The organism is Rhodopirellula bahusiensis, from assembly GCF_002727185.1.
GTDB classification, from domain to species: Bacteria; Planctomycetota; Planctomycetia; order Pirellulales; family Pirellulaceae; genus Rhodopirellula; species Rhodopirellula bahusiensis.
Genome location: NZ_NIZW01000013.1, coordinates 209541 through 226510 on the forward strand (window position 1 = coordinate 209541; position 16970 = coordinate 226510).

Genomic DNA, 16970 nt, shown 5'->3' on the forward strand with positions numbered 1-16970 from the left:
CCCATCGAAGTCTTTCTCTGAAATATCAACTGATCCTTCATGACACAAGAAACAGGTTCGGCATTCAACCGAATCAGCAACCGACTGTTGCAAGCCGTCCCCATCGACTTCTTGGTGGTTTTTCGCATCGCTTTTGGCGTTGTGATGTGCTGGTGGGCAATCAGCGGTGTTCGCAACGGCATCCCTTACAACAACTACACTCTGCCTGCCTACCACTTCACGTACTACGGTTTTGATTGGGTGAAACCGATCGACCTCAGCGTTGCGATCGGCGGGGTGGCGGTCGAAGGAATGTCGCTTCTGTACATCGCGTTTGCGGGGCTCGCAATCTGCATCGCCATGGGACTGTGGTATCGCCTGGTCACAACCCTTTTCGCAGTGGGAATGTTGTACTGGTTCTTGATCGACAAAGCGTACTACCTGAACCACTACTACCTCTGCACACTTCTTAGTTTGATGATGCCGTTCTTTCCGGCGGGAAGAGCGTTCTCAGTCGATGCTTGGCGAAATCCAAGTCAACGCAGTGACACCGCACCGGCGTGGTGCCTGTGGTTGTTGCGTTTTCAAATCGGAGTCCCCTACTTTTTTGGTGGGATCGCGAAGCTCAATGCCGATTGGTTGCGAGGTCAGCCAATGCGAACGACGCTTTCGTACATGACAGACCATCCGTGGATTTCCAAATTCCCGTTTGATCAGGAATATCTCGTTCAGCTTGTCTGCTGGGGAGGCCTTTTGTTTGACCTCGCGATTGTTCCGCTCTTGCTGTTCCGCAAGACACGGTTGTTGGGTTTCGTCCTGACCTGTGCGTTTCACATCAGCAATCACAACTTGTGGAACATCGGAATTTTCCCTTGGTTGATGATCGCGGCGACGACGGTCTACTTTGATCCGGGATGGCCCCGGCAGCTCCTCCATCGTTTCGGATGGAGCAATCGTCCGGAGTTTGCTGAGACGCCTTTGACGACTCGGTTCTCATTGCCGCAGCGTGCCGTGGTCTCATGTGTGCTGCTTTGGATTGGCGTTCAAACAATCGTTCCGCTGCGAGTGTTCGTGCTTCCCGGTAATCCAAGCTGGTCCGAGTATTCACATCACTTCTCGTGGCACATGCTGCTTCGCGCGAAAGTGAGTGGCGTTCGCGTCTACGCGACGGATCCAGAGTCTGGTCGGTCGGGAGTCATTGACTTGCGTCCCTATTTGACCCAGCGACAACTCGCGGTGGTTGGACGCGACCCACGAATGATTCACCAGTTGTGCTTGTTCATCGCGGATGACTTGGCGACCAAAGGGCATCCGAACGTCGAACTTCGCGCCCTGGCCTTGGTTTCTCTCAATGGACGAAAGCCACAGCCGATCATCGATCCGTCTGTTGATTTGACGAAGCAACCTCGTGACTTGCGCTATCCAGACTGGATTGTGGATCTTCACGAACCGTATCGGCATTTGGCTTGGAAGGTTCCGCTGGAACAATGGGAAAGCCAATTGGATTTGGATCTCCCACCCCAGATGATGGCATTGAGAATCCCACAACGACCTGTTCCGAATTCAGGGGCAACTTCCCCTGATCGTTCGGCTGCGATTGCAGTCTCTCAGCGTGTTGATTCCGTCGCTGGAAACTGAATTCCATGCTTTGGCCCCGCTTCCTTGCTCTCGATCAAACGAATGATCGCCCCACCTACCATTCCCCGTGACGTTTTCGAAGGAAAAAGAATGACCTATTGGAAGAAATGCGGCATCGCGTTCCTTGCTTTCACCTTGAACGCTGCTTGCACCCTGGTTGGTCCGACCACCTGGGCACACGATGATGAGAATCACACTCATGAGACTCCGGTCAAAGTCCCTGCCGGGATCACGTACGCTCCCACAGCCGTTCCTGACCGGATTGTTCTGACGTGGGCGGAAGATCCCACGACGACGCAGTCGGTTACTTGGCGAACCGACACATCGGTTGAAACGGCGATCGTGGAATTCGCAACAGCCGAAGACGGTCCGCTGTTTGTGAATCACACACAAGAAAAGGCTGCGAAGTCCGAAACTCTGGAAACAAACTTGGGCCTCGCGAAATATCACAGTGTCACGCTGAGTGGTTTGGTCCCCAACACAAAGTACGTGTACCGCGTTGGCGATGGTGTCAACTGGAGCGAATGGGCTCACTTCATCACCGCGAGTGACCAAGCCGATCCGTTCAGCTTCGTCTATGTCGGCGACGCCCAAAACGATCTGAAATCGCACTGGTCACGACTGGTTCGTCAGGCCTACTCGGATGCACCGCGTGCTGCTTTTCTTTTGCATGCAGGTGACTTGGTCAACCGAGCTGACAGTGACGCTGAATGGGGCGAATGGTTTTACGCTCAGGGGTTCATCCCCCGCAGCACACCGTGTGTGGCCGTTCCTGGTAACCACGAGCAGTCCAAGATCGCCAATGAAGAAACAGGCGAGGTGACTCGTCGTCTGACCAACCACTGGGAGCGAGTGTTCGAATTTCCAAGCAACGGTCCGGAAAGCTCTCGCGAATCCGTGTACTGGATGGACTACCAAGGGGTGCGATTCATCGGCCTGGATTCCAACAATGATGTCGAAAGCCAAGCGGTCTGGTTGGAGAAGGTGTTGCAAGACAACCCGCAGAACTGGACCGTGGTCACCTTCCATCACCCAATCTATTCCTCTAAACGAGGCCGCGACAACAGTGAGCTTCGGGACCTATGGCAGCCACTCTTTGACAAGTACAAAGTTGACTTGGTTCTCAATGGCCACGATCACACCTACGCTCGAACGGGGTTGATGGCCCACGGCAGCGAGAAGAACGTGCCGTCTGGTATTCGTGCTCAAAGCGAGATCGCAGGAACCGTGTATGTGGTTTCCGTCAGCGGTCCAAAAATGTACGAACTCGGACGCGAACCTTACATGCAGCGAGTCGCGGAAGACACGCAGCTCTATCAAATCATCACCGTGGATGGCGATGAGCTTCGCTACGTTGCTCGCACCGCCGTTGGTCGTCCTTACGATGGTTTCACGTTGACGAAACGCGAAGGCAAGCCAAACCAGTTGGTCGAAAACGTTCCTGACACACCCGAACGAGTGCGTCCAGAAGCCGATGTTGCGGAAGCGGAACCAGTCAAACGCAACGCGGATCAAGTCCCGGTCGTCACCTCGAGTCTTCGCTTGACCAACCCAGAAGCGAAGGATCAGGACGACTTGTGTGTTTGGAGAGACAAGCAATCTCCGGAACACAGCGTGATCATCGCCTCGGACAAATCGGCCAACCGTTTGTTTGTCTACGACTTGGAAGGCAAGCTGACTCAGTCGATCGAAGTTTCCAAACCAGGAAACGTCGATTTGCGCTACGACGTCCCTTTCCAAGGCGAGCAAATTGACTTGGTGGCCGTCAATCAACGCGAAGACGGTTTCAAACTTCGTCTCTTCCGCGTCGACCATGAAACGCGAGAGTTGGTGGCGATCGACCAAGGCGGGATCGCAACGGGGCCCAACTACGGTGGTTGCCTCTACCGTTCAGCGGTCGATGATCGTCTGTACTTTTTCACAACGTCCAAAGAAGACGGTTGTGAACAGATCGAACTCAGCGAAACGGTGAACGGGTTTTACACTGGCAAAAAGGTTCGTCACTTGGATGTTGGAATGTCGGAAGGCGCCGTCGCTGATGACCAACTCGGCTTGGTTTACGTCGCAACCGAAACCGAAGGCGTCTGGCGATTTGAGGCGGAACCCACGGGACAGCCCGAAGGCACGTTGATTTTGCAGATCGGCGACAATGGAATTCAAGGTGATTTGGAAGGCGTGGCATTGAGCTACGACGACAATCAAATCCGGTACCTGACCGTCTCGGATCAAGGATCCAACACCTTCCACGTTCTTCCGATGGTTGGCGGCAGCAGCACGTATCGTTTCTCCATCGAGAACGCTGAAGAAACCGATGGGATCGAGGTGGTCACCGATTCATTTGGCCCCAAATTTCCCAAGGGATTCTTCGCTTGTCATTCGCACCATGACGAGAGCTGCCCGATTCTGATCACCCCATTGCCAAGCATTTTGAACGCTTTGGGGACGAACTGAGCGAGTTGGCCAAGTCAGACTGAAAACAACGCGGGGATTTGCTTTTCCTCGCGTTGTTTTGAAGGTGGAGGCGTTTTTACGAGGCGTGATTGGGAAAAACGGCAAAATGTTGTCCCCAATCGAACCTGAACAGACAGTATCGGTGTTCACTTCACAGGAGCACTTGATTTGTCTGACCAGAAAGCACGACTCGCGTTCGAGATTTTGGCCCGCGAAAATTCGCGGATGCTGATGGTCTATCTCCGCAGTTTGGTGCGTGATGAAGCGGTGATCGACGACTTGTTTCAAGAGTCGATGATTGTCGCTTGGCGACGTCTGGACGAATGCGATCTGGATCGGCCCTTTGGCCCTTGGCTACGCGGGATCGCGTCTCGAATCGTGATGGCCCACTATCGCAAGCAAAAGCGGGTGCCCATCGTGATGGAGGAAGCGGTGCTGTCCGCGGTCGACCGCCAATTCGAACGAATCAACGCTCTCGCCGGTGACACCTGGGATGAAAAGCTGGTCGCGTTAAGGGAATGCGTTGATGCGTTGCCCGGACACCAGATGGAGGTCATTCGAGGTCGCTACCTCGATGGCTTGCCCACCCGCGCCGTCGCGGAGAATTTGAATGTCACGGTGGAGGCATGCAAAAAACGCCTTCAACGCGGACGGTCTTTCCTGGCCGAATGCCTGAAGAAAAAGGGCGTGTTGGGAATCAAGGAGGCGACCGTATGAATCGCCATCTTGATGATTGGATGACGCAGTGGTTTGACGATGAAGGATCGGACTCCTCCCACAGCGAATTCGAGATCAACACGGAAGAGGAATCCAGCGAGGTGCTCGCCAACAGTCTCCTTGTCCACGGAGCGTTGATCGATCTGGCACGGCACGACGAGAAGCAGGAATCTCAACGTCTCGAACGCCTGATGAGCCAGATTGAAGCAGAAACGACGAGCGATGAACCTATCGTCTCTCCACCTCCCCAACCGCGCCGAAGCAGGCGTTTCGCGGTTCTGACGTACGCGGTGACGTTGGCCGCATCGATTGCAATCATGTTCGCGATCCTGGGCTCTCACCAGGATGCATCCGCCGCCATCGCGTCTCTCGAAAAGGTGCTTCAAGCAGCCGAGAAACCTTTGGACCGCACCTACGAAGTCAGCGTCGTCGAGCAGGAATCAAACGGAAGACTTTCACGGCGCCGGTGGCAGGCCCCCAGACGTTCGCGGCCGAAAGAAGAGGTCGACGGTGCCACGCTGTCGGTGCGTGGTGCCAATCAATACGTGCTGACGGTCTCGCTGCGATCGGGCTTGAAGCGAATGTCGGGATGTGACGGGAAAGTCAGTTGGGCGTTCCGCGAAGATGGACCGGTTCACGTCAGTGGTGACCTCAGTCGTTTTCGTGGTGGGATCCCGGGGCACCAACAGGATATCCCCTTTCTCAATCTTCATTCTCATCTGGAACAGTTGCAGAGCGACTACGACGTGGAGTTGTTGGAAGAACCGCCCACCGCCACCGGCGGCAACGGGCTGACTCAGTTGCGTGGCGTTCGCAAGTCGAACGAGATTCGTGGACCGAGGGAAATCATTCTCTGGTTCGCCCCGAATGATGGAACGATTCACAGAATGCGATTGGACGGACTTCCCCGTGCTCGCGGTGGCCCCGCTGCCGTGACGTTGGAACTGCAGGACCAGTCTCAGCTTCCTCTTGACTACTTTTCACACGCCGCGCATCACGAACCCAGCAAGAGAATCCAGTATGAATGAATCGAGTTTCCATCGCGGCTTCCACCTCAGTTTGCTGTTGTTCCTGATCGCAGTGGCAAACGTTGCTTTCGCTCAAGGGGAACGACGTGGCGGCAGCAGACTCGGTGGCTATCAGTCACCGCCTCCCGCCAACAATATTCCAGATCATCCTTTCAACATCATCTTGGGACGACTGAGCGACAGCAGTGTCACCATCCGAGTCCTGTTTCATGGTGATGTGCAAGCTCATGTTGTCTACGGTGACCAACCGGGGAATCTGCTCCACCAAACTGAGGAGCACACTTTGCGTGCCGGCGAACCATGTGACTTCGTCCTCGAATCGCTGGCCAAGAATTCACGCTACTTCTATCAAGTCGTTTACGAAGCGGCCGGAGTCAGCAAAGTGAGCGACGAGTTCACTTTCCATACGCAGCGTGATTCAGGAGATTCGTTTGTCTTCACGGTTCAGGCTGATTCGCACTTGGATGAAAACACGAGCGGCGAGGTCTACCTGAGAACGTTGCAAAACGCGTTGGCAGATCAGCCCGATTTTCACTTCGCTCTCGGTGACACCTTCATGACGGGCAAATATGTGAAACCGGAGTTGTCAGAACCGCAGTACCTCGCCCAACGTTTCTACCTCGGTCAACTGTGTCACTCCGCGGGGCTGTACTTTGCTCTCGGGAACCATGATGGAGAATCAGGAAGCCGAGGCTCCAACGTTTGGGCAACCAACACTCGAAAACGATACTTGCCGAATCCGTCACCGAACGATTTTTATTCCGGCAACGAGCATGAAGAGCGATCGGTTGGCTTGCCGGAGAACTACTACCAGTTTCATTGGGGCGACGCACAGTTCATTGTGCTCGACCCGTTTCGCCATACCACCAGGCGCTCACGCGGTGGGAGCAGCGACAATTGGAATTGGACGCTTGGGGAAAACCAATACCGGTGGCTCAAGGCTTCGCTGGAGCAAAGCAATGCGAAGGTGCGATTCGTGTTCTTGCACCATCTGGTAGGCGGAAGCGATCGAAACCAGCGCGGTGGCAAAGAAGCCGCACCGTTTTGGGAATGGGGAGGCAAGGGAACGTCCGGCGAAGACGAGTTCGCTCTCCGCCGCCCAGGATGGGAGCAACCAATTCACGCGATGCTAGTCGAACATGGTGTTGACGTTGTCTTTCACGGCCACGACCACATGTTCATCAAACAAGACTTGGACGGGATCGTCTATCAATTGGTGCCTCAGCCCGGGCATCCAAGATCAGGAACCAAGAGTGCCAAAGAATATGGGTACCTGAGTGGCGACGTGCAGGGAAGCAGCGGGCACATCCGCGTTCGCGTCCAGGGTGACTCCGCTCGCGTGGACTATGTCCGGTCCTATTTGCCTGCCGCGGAACGAGGCAATCGTCGGAACGGAGACGTCACCTATTCCTACCTCTTGAGCCATTGACCACGTTTCGAAATCCTCCCGCAAAAGAAAGATCCTCTATGAAACGAATCTTTGCCCTCGCAGCGATTCTCCTCGTTCATGCCTTGCCTGCGGCCGCCCAAGCACCACCTCGCAAGCCACGCATTGACGACACGATCCGAGCCAATGTTTACGCTGACAATTCTTTCAAACTCTACATCAATGGTGAGTTAGTGGCGGTCGATTCCATTCCCTTTGTCCCTCACAACGTCGTTTCCGTCGATGTCCTTCCGGCGTATCCCATGACGATCGCGGTGATGGGAATCGACAACGCTGATCCGAAGACAGGAATGGAATACGCCAACACCAGCATCGGTGACGGAGGCCTGATCTTGAAACTTGGGGATGGCACTGTGACCAACGCAATTTGGAAGGCCAAAAAGATCTCTTGGGGGCCAATCAACGGCGACGTCAAGAATCCACGAATCGAAAGCACTGCCATTCCGAATGATTGGTACGCGGTCGACTTCGACGACAGCGAGTGGCCAAACGCGACGGAGTTCACGGAGGAAGAAGTCGGCCCCAAAGCTCCCTTCTTCGAGCATGACTTTGAGGGCGCCAAATTCATTTGGTCGGGCGATGTGAAGTTGGACAACGTGGTCTTATTCCGAACCGTTGTGCCGTCTCCACCGGACGGAAAGCAACGTCCCGATTTTCGCGGATTGACCGATGTCGTCCCGCAGGGTGGCGGTCGAGGTGGTGGAAATCGCGGACAGCGTCCGCGGGGTCGCGGCAACTGAAGATTCGTTCAAAAGACCAGTTTTGATTTCTCCTCGAAAGTTTCTCATGCCCATTCGACTCTCGCTCCTTTTGATTTTCCTCTCCTCGATGGCGCTTTCGCACCCGTTGCACGCCCAACGATCCGGCGAGCGCAGACGCGGCAACGGCGGCAGCAATCAAGGTGGTGTGCTTGGCAACTCGCCTTTGCCTGACGTCAATGCTCTGACGGCCGACGGCAAACCCGTCAACCTTCGAGAACTCTGCGATGGCAAGTACACGCTGTTGGCGATGGGATGTTTGACCTGTCCCGAATTTCATCGCAGCTATCCCGAAATCGAGGCAGCGAACCAGGACTATGCATCCGATGACGTTCAGTTTTTCTACGTCTACAAATCGCTCCGGCATCCTGAACTGGGCGGCTATGTGGAGGCACAGAACCAGAACGAACGATTGTTGCAACTGAAAGAAGCCCGCGAAATGCTTGGGACGCAGGCCCCTTGGATCGCGGATTCGATCGACAACTCGATTCGAGACGCGTTGCAATCTGGATCGCGGTCGGTGTATCTGGTTTCGCCCGAAGGCAAGATTGTGTTTTCACACAACAAACCGACGCGGTCGGACATTCGCGAAGCCCTGAGTCAGTTCGTCGGAGAGATCGAACAACCGACCCTCGCCAGCGAACTCGACTTGCCGCAATTGCCTCGCCGTCGTCAAAACCTCAACGTCGATTCGGAAATTCGAGTGGCCCGACCAGAAGGTCTGACGATTCTCGTTCAAACGGCCAAGACACCCGAACAAACTTACTATGTCAAGTTGCGTGCGGAGGCGGATGCGGAATTGCTGCAAACCGGCACGGGAAAATTGTTTCTCGGTTTCTATCCCGACCCAATCCACAACGTGCATTGGAACAACCTGACGGAACCAATGAAGTACACGTTGACCCTTCCGGAAGGCGTGGAAGCCACTCCGATGGAAGCGAGTGCCAACAAGGGGCCAGGCGACAAAGACACACAGCCAAGACAATTCTGGGTGACGGTGAAATCAGACGGGCCGCTGTCGTCGATCGATTTGTCGATCGATTTGTCGATGCACTACTTCGGATGCACCGAAGACATGTGCGAAGCCCTGACGCAGGAATACACGATCGAATTCAAAGAAGCAGGAATGGACTCCCGAACATTCGGTTTCAACCGAGGCCCCCGCGGACGTGCCAGACAGGAAGGAGATAGAGGCCCCGAGAGATCACGGCCCGGTCAGCGTCGTCGCATTCAATGATCGCGTGTCTGGCTCGAATTCCCCACCCCCGTTCTTCTATTTCACTGAACTCATATGAATCATTCTCTCTGTATCCCTGCCATTCTGTTTGCGACTCTCATTGCCACGTCAACGCGCGCTCATGATGGGCACTCGCATGCTCCGTCACCCGAGACGCAACATGAGATCGTTCGGCTCAACACGGGACCTCCTCGGACCACTTTGGTAGTCCAGCGTGATGAGACGCAGTTGGAGCGTCCGGCGATTGCCAGCGTTTTTGAACCCTTTCGAAACAAGCTCGCCATTCGCCATGACCGGGACCATCTCTTTGTGGAATCCAACGGCATGCCTGACCACTCGATGATGGTCGGTATCACCGCTTGGCAGCAACAAGTCCCGTTGCCGCAAAAGTACACCGGCAACAACGCATGGAGCATTCCGCTGCATCCCGTGCCGGCCAAGAGGCCAATGCTCACGAAGGACAACTTCTTTCGAGGTGCGATCGCGCTCGCCGCCAACGGCGTCCCGATATTTAATCCAATCAAAAACGATGGCAAGACTGACACGCTAAAGGCCGGCGAGTTGGATCAATGGGGCGGCCATTGCGGACGGGCTGACGACTACCATTACCACATCGCTCCCGTGCACCTGGAAAAGATTGTGGGCGTGGGGAATCCTGTTGCCGTCGCGCTCGATGGCTATCCGATCTACGGCTACAACGATCCGAATGGCATGCCACCAACTGATCTGGATCACTTGAACGGGCACAAAGGTCCTGACGGCAAGTACCACTATCACGCCACGACGACGTTTCCCTATTTGAACGGCGGATTCTATGGCGAAGTGGTGGAACGCGATGGCCAAGTTGATCCGCAGCCCCGTGCTCAAGGCGTCCGTCCAGCGTTGAGAGGGTTGAAAGGAGCCAAGATCACCGGTTTTGAGCAACCCGCGCAGGATAGCTACATCGTGCGATACGAAGTGTATGGAAAGCCTCGTTCGGTGGAGTACACCGTTGCGAAGGACGGCTCGGCGACGTTCCAGTTCGTGACTCCTCAAGGAACTGAAACAGAACACTACACGCCAAGACAACGGGGCGGTGGCGAAGGTCGTCGCGACGCAGAACCACCTCGCCGCAATGAACCAAGCGGGCAACGCCGAGGCGGGAACGGCCAGTCTCGTGAGGGGCGCCGTTCCGGTCGAGGAGGCCGGCCCGATTCAATGCGTCCGTCTGCTGACGCGAATCCGCGAAATGCAGGTGGGCCACGTGGCCCGCAACCTGGCGATGGGCCTCGCCAGCCTTGGATTCTCGTGCACGCGGATGAGATCGATTTGGATCACAACAACATCATCAGTCGAGATGAGATTGTTGGCGAAGCGACCAAAGCGTTCGCTGGATACGATACCGACAACGATGAACAACTCACCCAGTCAGAACTTTCTGGCCGTGGCGGTTCGCGTAGTGCAATGGCGGGATTTCTAAAGGGACACGCCAAAGAGATTGACCGCGACAATGACGGGATCGTTTCGAAGAAGGAAGCGATCTCGAATGCGGAGCGGATGTTTCAAAAAATCGACACGAGCGGTGACGGCGAGATCCAGCCAGATGAACTGGAGGCCTCCCGCAGGAAGTGAGCATGCAGGGCATGCGCACGAAGCATGCCTGAGTTGCTGACATCAAGTCACAAATGGACGTGGCTCAGGCCACGCCCTCTTGCATGTCTGCTTCCACCACATTTTCCGCAAAGCTTTGGTAGGCTTCCCCGATTTGCTGTGCCATCGGATCGGGCCAAGCATGGAAGCGTCCTTCCGCGAGTGCATCAAAGATTGCGGTGGCGACCAATTCCGGCGAGGCGGCGATGTCTTCGAAGCCAGCGTTTTGGCCCATGTCAGTCGCGATTGGACCGGGATGAACACTGACAACCTGTGTGCCTTGGTCTCGCAAAGTTTCACGCAACCCTTGTGTCACTGAATAGCTGGCCGATTTCGACGCGCAGTAGGTGGTGAGGTCTCCGAACGTTTTGACCGACGCCACACTGTTCAGTTGAGCGATCGCGCCTCCGCCGTTTGCTTTCAACACGGGAGCAAACGCTTGGACCATTCGAATCAGACCGTAGACATTCACGTTCATTTCGAATTGCAGCGCTTCGATCGCGTCGTCATCCAGCGAGTTCTTGACCTTCAGGACGCCAGCGTTGTTGATGACGAGGTCCACGTCGGTTGCAACATTCGCGGCGGAGGTGATGGATGCCGGATCCTCCAAGTCCACTCGGACTGGGACAACGCGGTCGCCGTGCTCCTTCACAAGGGAGTCAGCCGAGTCGGTGTTGCGGACGGCGGCGTACACTTTGGACGCACCGCGTTTCAAGGCTTCTTCCAAAATCACTTTGCCGATGCCGCGGTTTGCTCCGGTGACCAGCACGACTTTGTCTTTCACTTCAAAATTCATCTCGAAACTCTTTTCCGTGTTTGTTTTGTCAAATTTGCTTGATCGGCGGCACTTGATAGCGCCAGCCTTGTTTGCGTTGCATCTTCCGTCTGCTGTGCTACCGCACAAACTACGCTTCGGCGTGCCATTCGTTTTTTGAAAAGGCATCATCAAGTGGCGTTTCCGCGATGTGATTGGTGTAGTTCGAGAGCACTTTGTAGGCCGTCCCCACGATCACCTCGAAAACAGTTGCGTTTGTGTAGCCCACCGCCAACACCGCTTCGATGTCTCCGTCTTCCATCCAACCACGTTGAACGTTGACCTTTTCGGCGAAGACGCGAAGTGCTTCGAGCTTTGGATCGGCGATCGGTGTGCCCGTTCGCAAGGACTCGATCACGTCGGCCGGTACCTTGAGCGACTGCATGATCGACGTGTGGGCGGCCATGCAGTATTCGCATCCATTCAGCCGGTTGTTGGTCATCGCGATGATCTGACGCTCGGTCGCATTCAGATTGGTCTTCGTATCAAAGATCCCCGCGATCGTTCGATAGGCTTCCAACAACGCAGGCGACTCCGCCATCGCGGCGTGCAGATTCGGAACAAATCCGTATGTCTTCTGGCTGTGTTCCAGCTGTGGTTTGCTCGCTTCCGGAGCGGAATTGATCGTGTGTGTTTGAAAATCAGTCATCGTCTTGCCTTCGTTTTGACCACTCGGTCCAAATGGGATCTGGAAATCAGAGGAAACATGTTCCTCCGGGGCGTGAACCACTGCGGTTGTGTCAGGAAAATGCATGTTTGAATGGCCGGACCGCCATTCGACGACCAAGTCGCGAGAAGAACCTCGTGGCATCAGGGTTCGTTAGTGCGGGCGAAACCGTCATCCGAGAGCCCGGCTGAACAGGACCGGCCCCTTGCGATCGATTGACACCATCCGCCCGGGCGAATCCCAAAAATCCGTGGTGGATTCTTCCTTCGCCGGTCTCGTCCACCTCGTACGATAGAAGGCGTTTCCGCATGTCTCTCAACATCGTTGAAGATCTGAAATGAACACCGTCCATGTCGGGTGCCAACTGAACTACCTCGTGAAGTCGCCCTCGATCTTCCTGTTGAACTGTTCTGTCGCCAAGAATCCGCACCAAATCGTGACTTCAGAGTCGCTCGAGGTACTGCCGTTTTCACCGGTCGAAGAATGCGACGTCAGCCCACTCGGCAACCGGGTCGTTCGATTGAACGCTCCTCCGGGAGAACTGCAGATTCGCTACGCGGCGACCGTGGGTTTGCAGACCGAATCCGTTGACTCGAATGACTTGATGGAAACCGATTACGAAAAGCTGCCCGGCGACATTCTTTCGTATCTCAACCCGAGCCGATATTGCGAATCTGACAAGCTCTACCGCTTTGCCATCGACGAGTTCGGACACCTCGTTCCCGGATATTCACGCGTCACAGCAATTTGCAATTGGACGTTCGAGCAACTGTCCTACATCCCCGGCAGCACCAATTTCACGACGACCGCTTGCGATGTCTTGTTGCAACGTGCGGGCGTGTGCCGAGATTATGCACACGTCGCAATCAGCTTGTGCCGTGCGTTGGGAATCCCTGCCCGGTATGTATCCGGGTACGCGGTCAACCTGGTCCCGCCGGACTTCCACGGTTTCATGGAAGCCTACTTGGACGGACGTTGGTTCCTCTTTGATGCCACTCGTTTGGCACCGGTCGGAGGCTTGGTTCGAATCGGAACCGGGCGAGATGCAGCCGACGTAGCTTTCGCGACCATCCGCGGTGAAGTCGATTGCACGGGAATGGGAGTGTGGGCAACGGATGCCAACCCGACGGACGAAAGGCTAAGTCCTGACAATGTGCAAACCGGAGTCAGCTCTGCTTGAGCGACTTGACACTTCTGGCGAGTAAGTTCAGCCGATCGATCTCAACACCTGGCATCGCGACCAATGTCGCAATAGCCGCTATCAGACATGCCAAGATTCGATCGCGTTTTCAGCGTCGATGTTCGTTCAACAATCACGGATCACTAGGATCCTGAGATAGCGGGATGCTAATCACCAAAGCGGCCGCCCGATCGTCATTGCTGGATCGGCGCGAAGCGTGGCAACTGAGGCAGGTCGCTGACAATCGGATTCTTCCCGCGAAACGGTAGACGTCTTTCTCGGTCTCATCGAAACTCGGCTTGCCAGTCTTCAGCGATTTCACCGCTCGCTTTTCAAAGCCTTTCTCGGGTTCATTGTCGATATTCATCGCTTTCAAATCGACCGCGATCCATCGCAATTGAATCCCGTGGCTCTTCTCGAGCTCCGCAAACACATCTTCCAGGGAACGAGACGGGATGCTGAGCCCTTCGTCTTCGCGGAAGAAGTCGCGGTGCATGACCTGGAGAGCTCCGTGCAAAGTCTCGTGCAGGATGGCCGCACGGGTTCTCGCTTCAACCAGCGTCGTTTTCGAATGATCACGCGAAGACTCATCATTCGACGTGCGGACCGTCGTCGCATTTTTCGCTGGAGCATCGATTGACTTTGTCTGATCGATTGACTTTGTCTGACTGACTGCCAACTCAGAAGTCAGCAACCAACCCAGCGTCATGGCGCCTGCAAACGCGAGCGTGCGAGTGAATGACCTCAAAGGATTGCCTCGACAAAAGGAGGAAGAAGCGTCGCGAAAGGTTGACGCGAGGAAACGTTGATTGACGCATTGGAAGGATCGATGAATCGCAAGCAGAGCATTCTGAAGCGAATACACGGTGTTTCCATACAAAATCACAGAATACCAGGCGACGGCATCACGCTTGCAATGAAATAGGTTGATACCACGGACGGGGCAATGCCTTCTCTCATTCTTGGAATCGAAACCATGTTGATGCGAAACCCCCACGAAGAAATTGTTGTCACCAAAACGAGTTTGGTTGCACCCAATTGCGAGTCACCAACGGTTTACCTGTTTGGACAAACCGTTCTCTTGCTGTTGTTCTTGGTTGCGATCCTGCTTCGTTCGTTGACATTCTAAATCTTTGACCTTCGGTAGGAACGCTGCGACCGCAGATTGATCCTGCGATCGCAGCGTTCCGCCATTTCAAATCATCTTGCGAGACGCCAACTTCACTCATTCGCGAATGGGCTTTGGCAGAGTCCACAAGAGCAGGCCCATTCCAGCGATCGCACTGATGGCGGACCCGACCAATACACCCGTCTTGGCAGTATCAAGTCCATCGGCTCCGAACGCCAAGCCGTCGATGAACAATGCCATCGTAAATCCGATCCCAGCGAGAAAGCTACCCGATATCAAAATGGGCCAGTTCAGTCCGCTCGGTAAACGTGCCACGCCCAATCGAATCACCAACCAACTGAACAGCACGATCCCAAGTGGTTTTCCGACGACCAAACCGATCACGACCGCGATAGCAACCGAGTCGCCCAGGTTTGCTGGTTCAATCAACACTCCCGCATTCGCGAGCGCAAAGACCGGCATGATCACATACGCGGTCCATGGATGCAGCGATGACTCCAAGTACTCCAGCGGCGAGACCGTTTCTCGAGTGAGTTGCTGGACTTCTCGAACCACCTCGGCGCGGTGCAACCGGCGACGCCACTTCTTGGGTTGGAATTCGTGCTCCTTCTCGTGCAAGTACTCACGAAAACGTTCGGGAACCAAAGTGGGTGTGGCAGGCGTCATCAGCCCTAGAATCACGCCGATCAGAGTCGCGTGAATGCCGGATTCGTGAAGTGCAATCCATGCAAGAATTCCGACAATCACATACGGCGGAAAGCGACGCACTCCAATTCGCGAAAGCAGATGCACCACGCCGACGGCAGCCGCAGCGAGGAACAAATAGCGGCCGTCCAGCGACTCGGTGTAGCCAACTGCGATCACCAGAATTGCACCGATGTCATCGACAATGGCGAGGGATAGCAAGAGCACTCGAAGGCTGTGTGGTACGCGAGAACCGAGGATCGCCAAACAGCCAACGACAAATGCGATGTCTGTCGCCATCGGAATGCCCCACCCTTGCATTCCAGGTTGGCCGTATTGCATTGAAAGATACAGCGTGGCCGGCACAATCATTCCACCGATTGCAGCGGCGATGGGCAGAGTTGCCTGCTTCAGATCCGAAAGGGAACCATGAGCAAGCTCCCGTTTGACTTCCAAACCGATCACAAAGAAGAACACCGCCATCAAACCGTCATTGATGACATGGTGCAGGGAGTGGTGAAAGACGATGTCCCCAATGGCAATCGTCAGATCGGTATGCCAAAACGCCAGATAGCTCTCCGCCCAAGAGGAGTTCGCCGCGACAAGGGCGACCACCGTACACAAAATCAGCACCAGCCCGCTGGTCGCCTCGATGTGTAAGAAGCGTGCAAACGGACGCAGCCACCGATCAATGGGTTGAATCGGTAGCGGAAGTCTAGTTTCGATGTGATTCATGCAAGCAGTGTGAGGGGTCTCTTGGGCGAGAAATGGAGCGGGAATACGACCTATGGCAGATCAGGAAGCACGGTCATTCCGTTGGTGAATGCGTCAGGGGAAAAGATCAGATAGACAAACATCATCGCCGCTGGCAGCAGCAGCAAAACCAGCATGGTGCAAATGACCCCGACGACATAGTTCTTTTCATCGTCGTCCGTCAGAAGCTGGCTGGGCGGCGAGTTGTGCTCGTCATACATGTCAGGTCCTAACTCGTCGATGAAATAGACCGTCCTTTCTGAGGCGTCGTTCGCCTCATTGGTTTGGGACGTCGGGCTGGTAATCAATGCCGGCAGCATCGGCTTTTTCCTCCAGTAAGAGTTCCCTCCGACGGTTCGAAAAACGGTTTGGCTCCAAACGAAGAACTTTCCCGAAATGATTTCCGAACCCGGATTCACTTTCGAAGACTCTGATGCAGGTAGGATGCCGATCAGAACCATTCCAAGCATCGCCATGATGTCGTCTGAACCAGGTGGCGTTGTTTGGCATAGATATACGCGGGCAATCAAAGCGTACGACGACGCGAGCGGAAGCTGGTTGTTTTTCGGAGCCGGATTTCGAAACACAACTAGAGAAGCCGCAGCGTCAACCGGAGTTTCCGGCGTGTCCACTGCGGTTGTCAGTTGCGTTGCTTTGGCGAACTGATGTTGCGGTAGAAGTTCATTCGAATCCTGCTTGCCCCAGGTAGATCTCGGCCAGCTTGCATTGCTATATCTCGCCCCCACGTCGCGATTGAGCTAGTGCTTTCGGAACGATTTGATCTGGCGTGAAGCTTGCCGGCGATGGAAACTGCTTGTCTTTCGCATCTTCACGGAGTGGGATATGTCAGGCAAGGCGG

Annotated in this window: 15 protein-coding genes; 10 read left to right on the forward strand and 5 right to left on the reverse strand. The window is 55.0% G+C overall.

Annotated features, from left to right (window positions below):
- Positions 1-39: 39 nt before the first annotated feature.
- From CEE69_RS17800 to CEE69_RS17835, 8 genes are all read left to right on the forward strand, one after another.
- Complete coding sequence (locus CEE69_RS17800) at positions 40-1617, forward strand: HTTM domain-containing protein (protein WP_099261954.1); 1578 nt, start codon at positions 40-42, stop codon at positions 1615-1617.
- A gap of 90 nt (positions 1618-1707) precedes the next feature.
- Positions 1708-4068 (forward strand): phytase, encoded by a 2361-nt coding sequence (locus CEE69_RS17805; protein WP_158231043.1) that lies wholly within the window; start codon positions 1708-1710, stop codon positions 4066-4068.
- A gap of 168 nt (positions 4069-4236) precedes the next feature.
- Entirely contained in the window at positions 4237-4785 is a 549-nt protein-coding gene (locus CEE69_RS17810; RefSeq protein WP_099261956.1) for an RNA polymerase sigma factor, read from the forward strand.
- Positions 4782-5813 carry a hypothetical protein gene (locus CEE69_RS17815; protein WP_233215351.1) on the forward strand — a complete coding sequence of 344 codons (1032 nt, stop codon included), beginning with the start codon at positions 4782-4784 and terminating at the stop codon, positions 5811-5813. The genes CEE69_RS17810 and CEE69_RS17815 overlap by 4 nt, the downstream gene beginning before the upstream one ends.
- Positions 5806-7242, forward strand: a complete 1437-nt coding sequence (locus tag CEE69_RS17820; protein ID WP_233215352.1) for a metallophosphoesterase family protein — start codon at positions 5806-5808, stop codon at positions 7240-7242. Before CEE69_RS17815 ends, CEE69_RS17820 begins: the two co-directional genes overlap by 8 nt.
- A 38-nt stretch (positions 7243-7280) precedes the next feature.
- Positions 7281-8000 (forward strand): hypothetical protein, encoded by a 720-nt coding sequence (locus tag CEE69_RS17825; protein ID WP_099261957.1) that lies wholly within the window; start codon positions 7281-7283, stop codon positions 7998-8000.
- Positions 8001-8046: 46 nt separating this feature from the next.
- Entirely contained in the window at positions 8047-9255 is a 1209-nt protein-coding gene (locus tag CEE69_RS17830) for a TlpA family protein disulfide reductase (RefSeq protein ID WP_233215353.1), read from the forward strand.
- 324 nt (positions 9256-9579) lie between these two features.
- A complete protein-coding gene (locus tag CEE69_RS17835; RefSeq protein ID WP_390179981.1) occupies positions 9580-10866 on the forward strand; it encodes a YHYH protein in 1287 nt (428 codons plus the stop codon).
- A 64-nt stretch (positions 10867-10930) separates the two neighbouring features.
- Here the strand turns inward: CEE69_RS17835 and CEE69_RS17840 are convergent, their stop codons facing one another.
- A complete protein-coding gene (locus CEE69_RS17840) occupies positions 10931-11680 on the reverse strand; it encodes an SDR family oxidoreductase (protein ID WP_099261992.1) in 750 nt (249 codons plus the stop codon).
- Between the two features lie 109 nt (positions 11681-11789).
- Positions 11790-12509, reverse strand: coding sequence for a carboxymuconolactone decarboxylase family protein (locus CEE69_RS17845; RefSeq protein WP_233215354.1), 720 nt, complete (start codon positions 12507-12509; stop codon positions 11790-11792).
- Between the two features lie 193 nt (positions 12510-12702).
- Between CEE69_RS17845 and CEE69_RS17850 the strand changes: the two genes are divergently transcribed.
- Positions 12703-13545, forward strand: a complete 843-nt coding sequence (locus CEE69_RS17850) for a transglutaminase-like domain-containing protein (RefSeq protein ID WP_099261959.1) — start codon at positions 12703-12705, stop codon at positions 13543-13545.
- A gap of 133 nt (positions 13546-13678) precedes the next feature.
- On the opposite strand, the gene CEE69_RS17855 is transcribed toward CEE69_RS17850, so the two are convergent.
- Entirely contained in the window at positions 13679-14254 is a 576-nt protein-coding gene (locus CEE69_RS17855) for a c-type heme family protein (protein ID WP_233215355.1), read from the reverse strand.
- A 237-nt stretch (positions 14255-14491) separates the two neighbouring features.
- Here CEE69_RS17855 and CEE69_RS17860 point away from each other — a divergent pair, with 237 nt between their 5' ends.
- Positions 14492-14674, forward strand: coding sequence for a hypothetical protein (locus CEE69_RS17860; RefSeq protein WP_008657045.1), 183 nt, complete (start codon positions 14492-14494; stop codon positions 14672-14674).
- Between the two features lie 96 nt (positions 14675-14770).
- On the opposite strand, the gene nhaA is transcribed toward CEE69_RS17860, so the two are convergent.
- On the reverse strand, positions 14771-16093 hold the full coding sequence (gene nhaA / locus CEE69_RS17865) for a Na+/H+ antiporter NhaA (protein WP_099261961.1): 1323 nt from the start codon (positions 16091-16093) through the stop codon (positions 14771-14773).
- A gap of 50 nt (positions 16094-16143) precedes the next feature.
- Positions 16144-16431: a hypothetical protein gene (locus CEE69_RS17870; RefSeq protein WP_099261962.1), complete on the reverse strand. Its 288-nt coding sequence runs from the start codon at positions 16429-16431 to the stop codon at positions 16144-16146.
- Positions 16432-16970 lie beyond the last annotated feature (539 nt).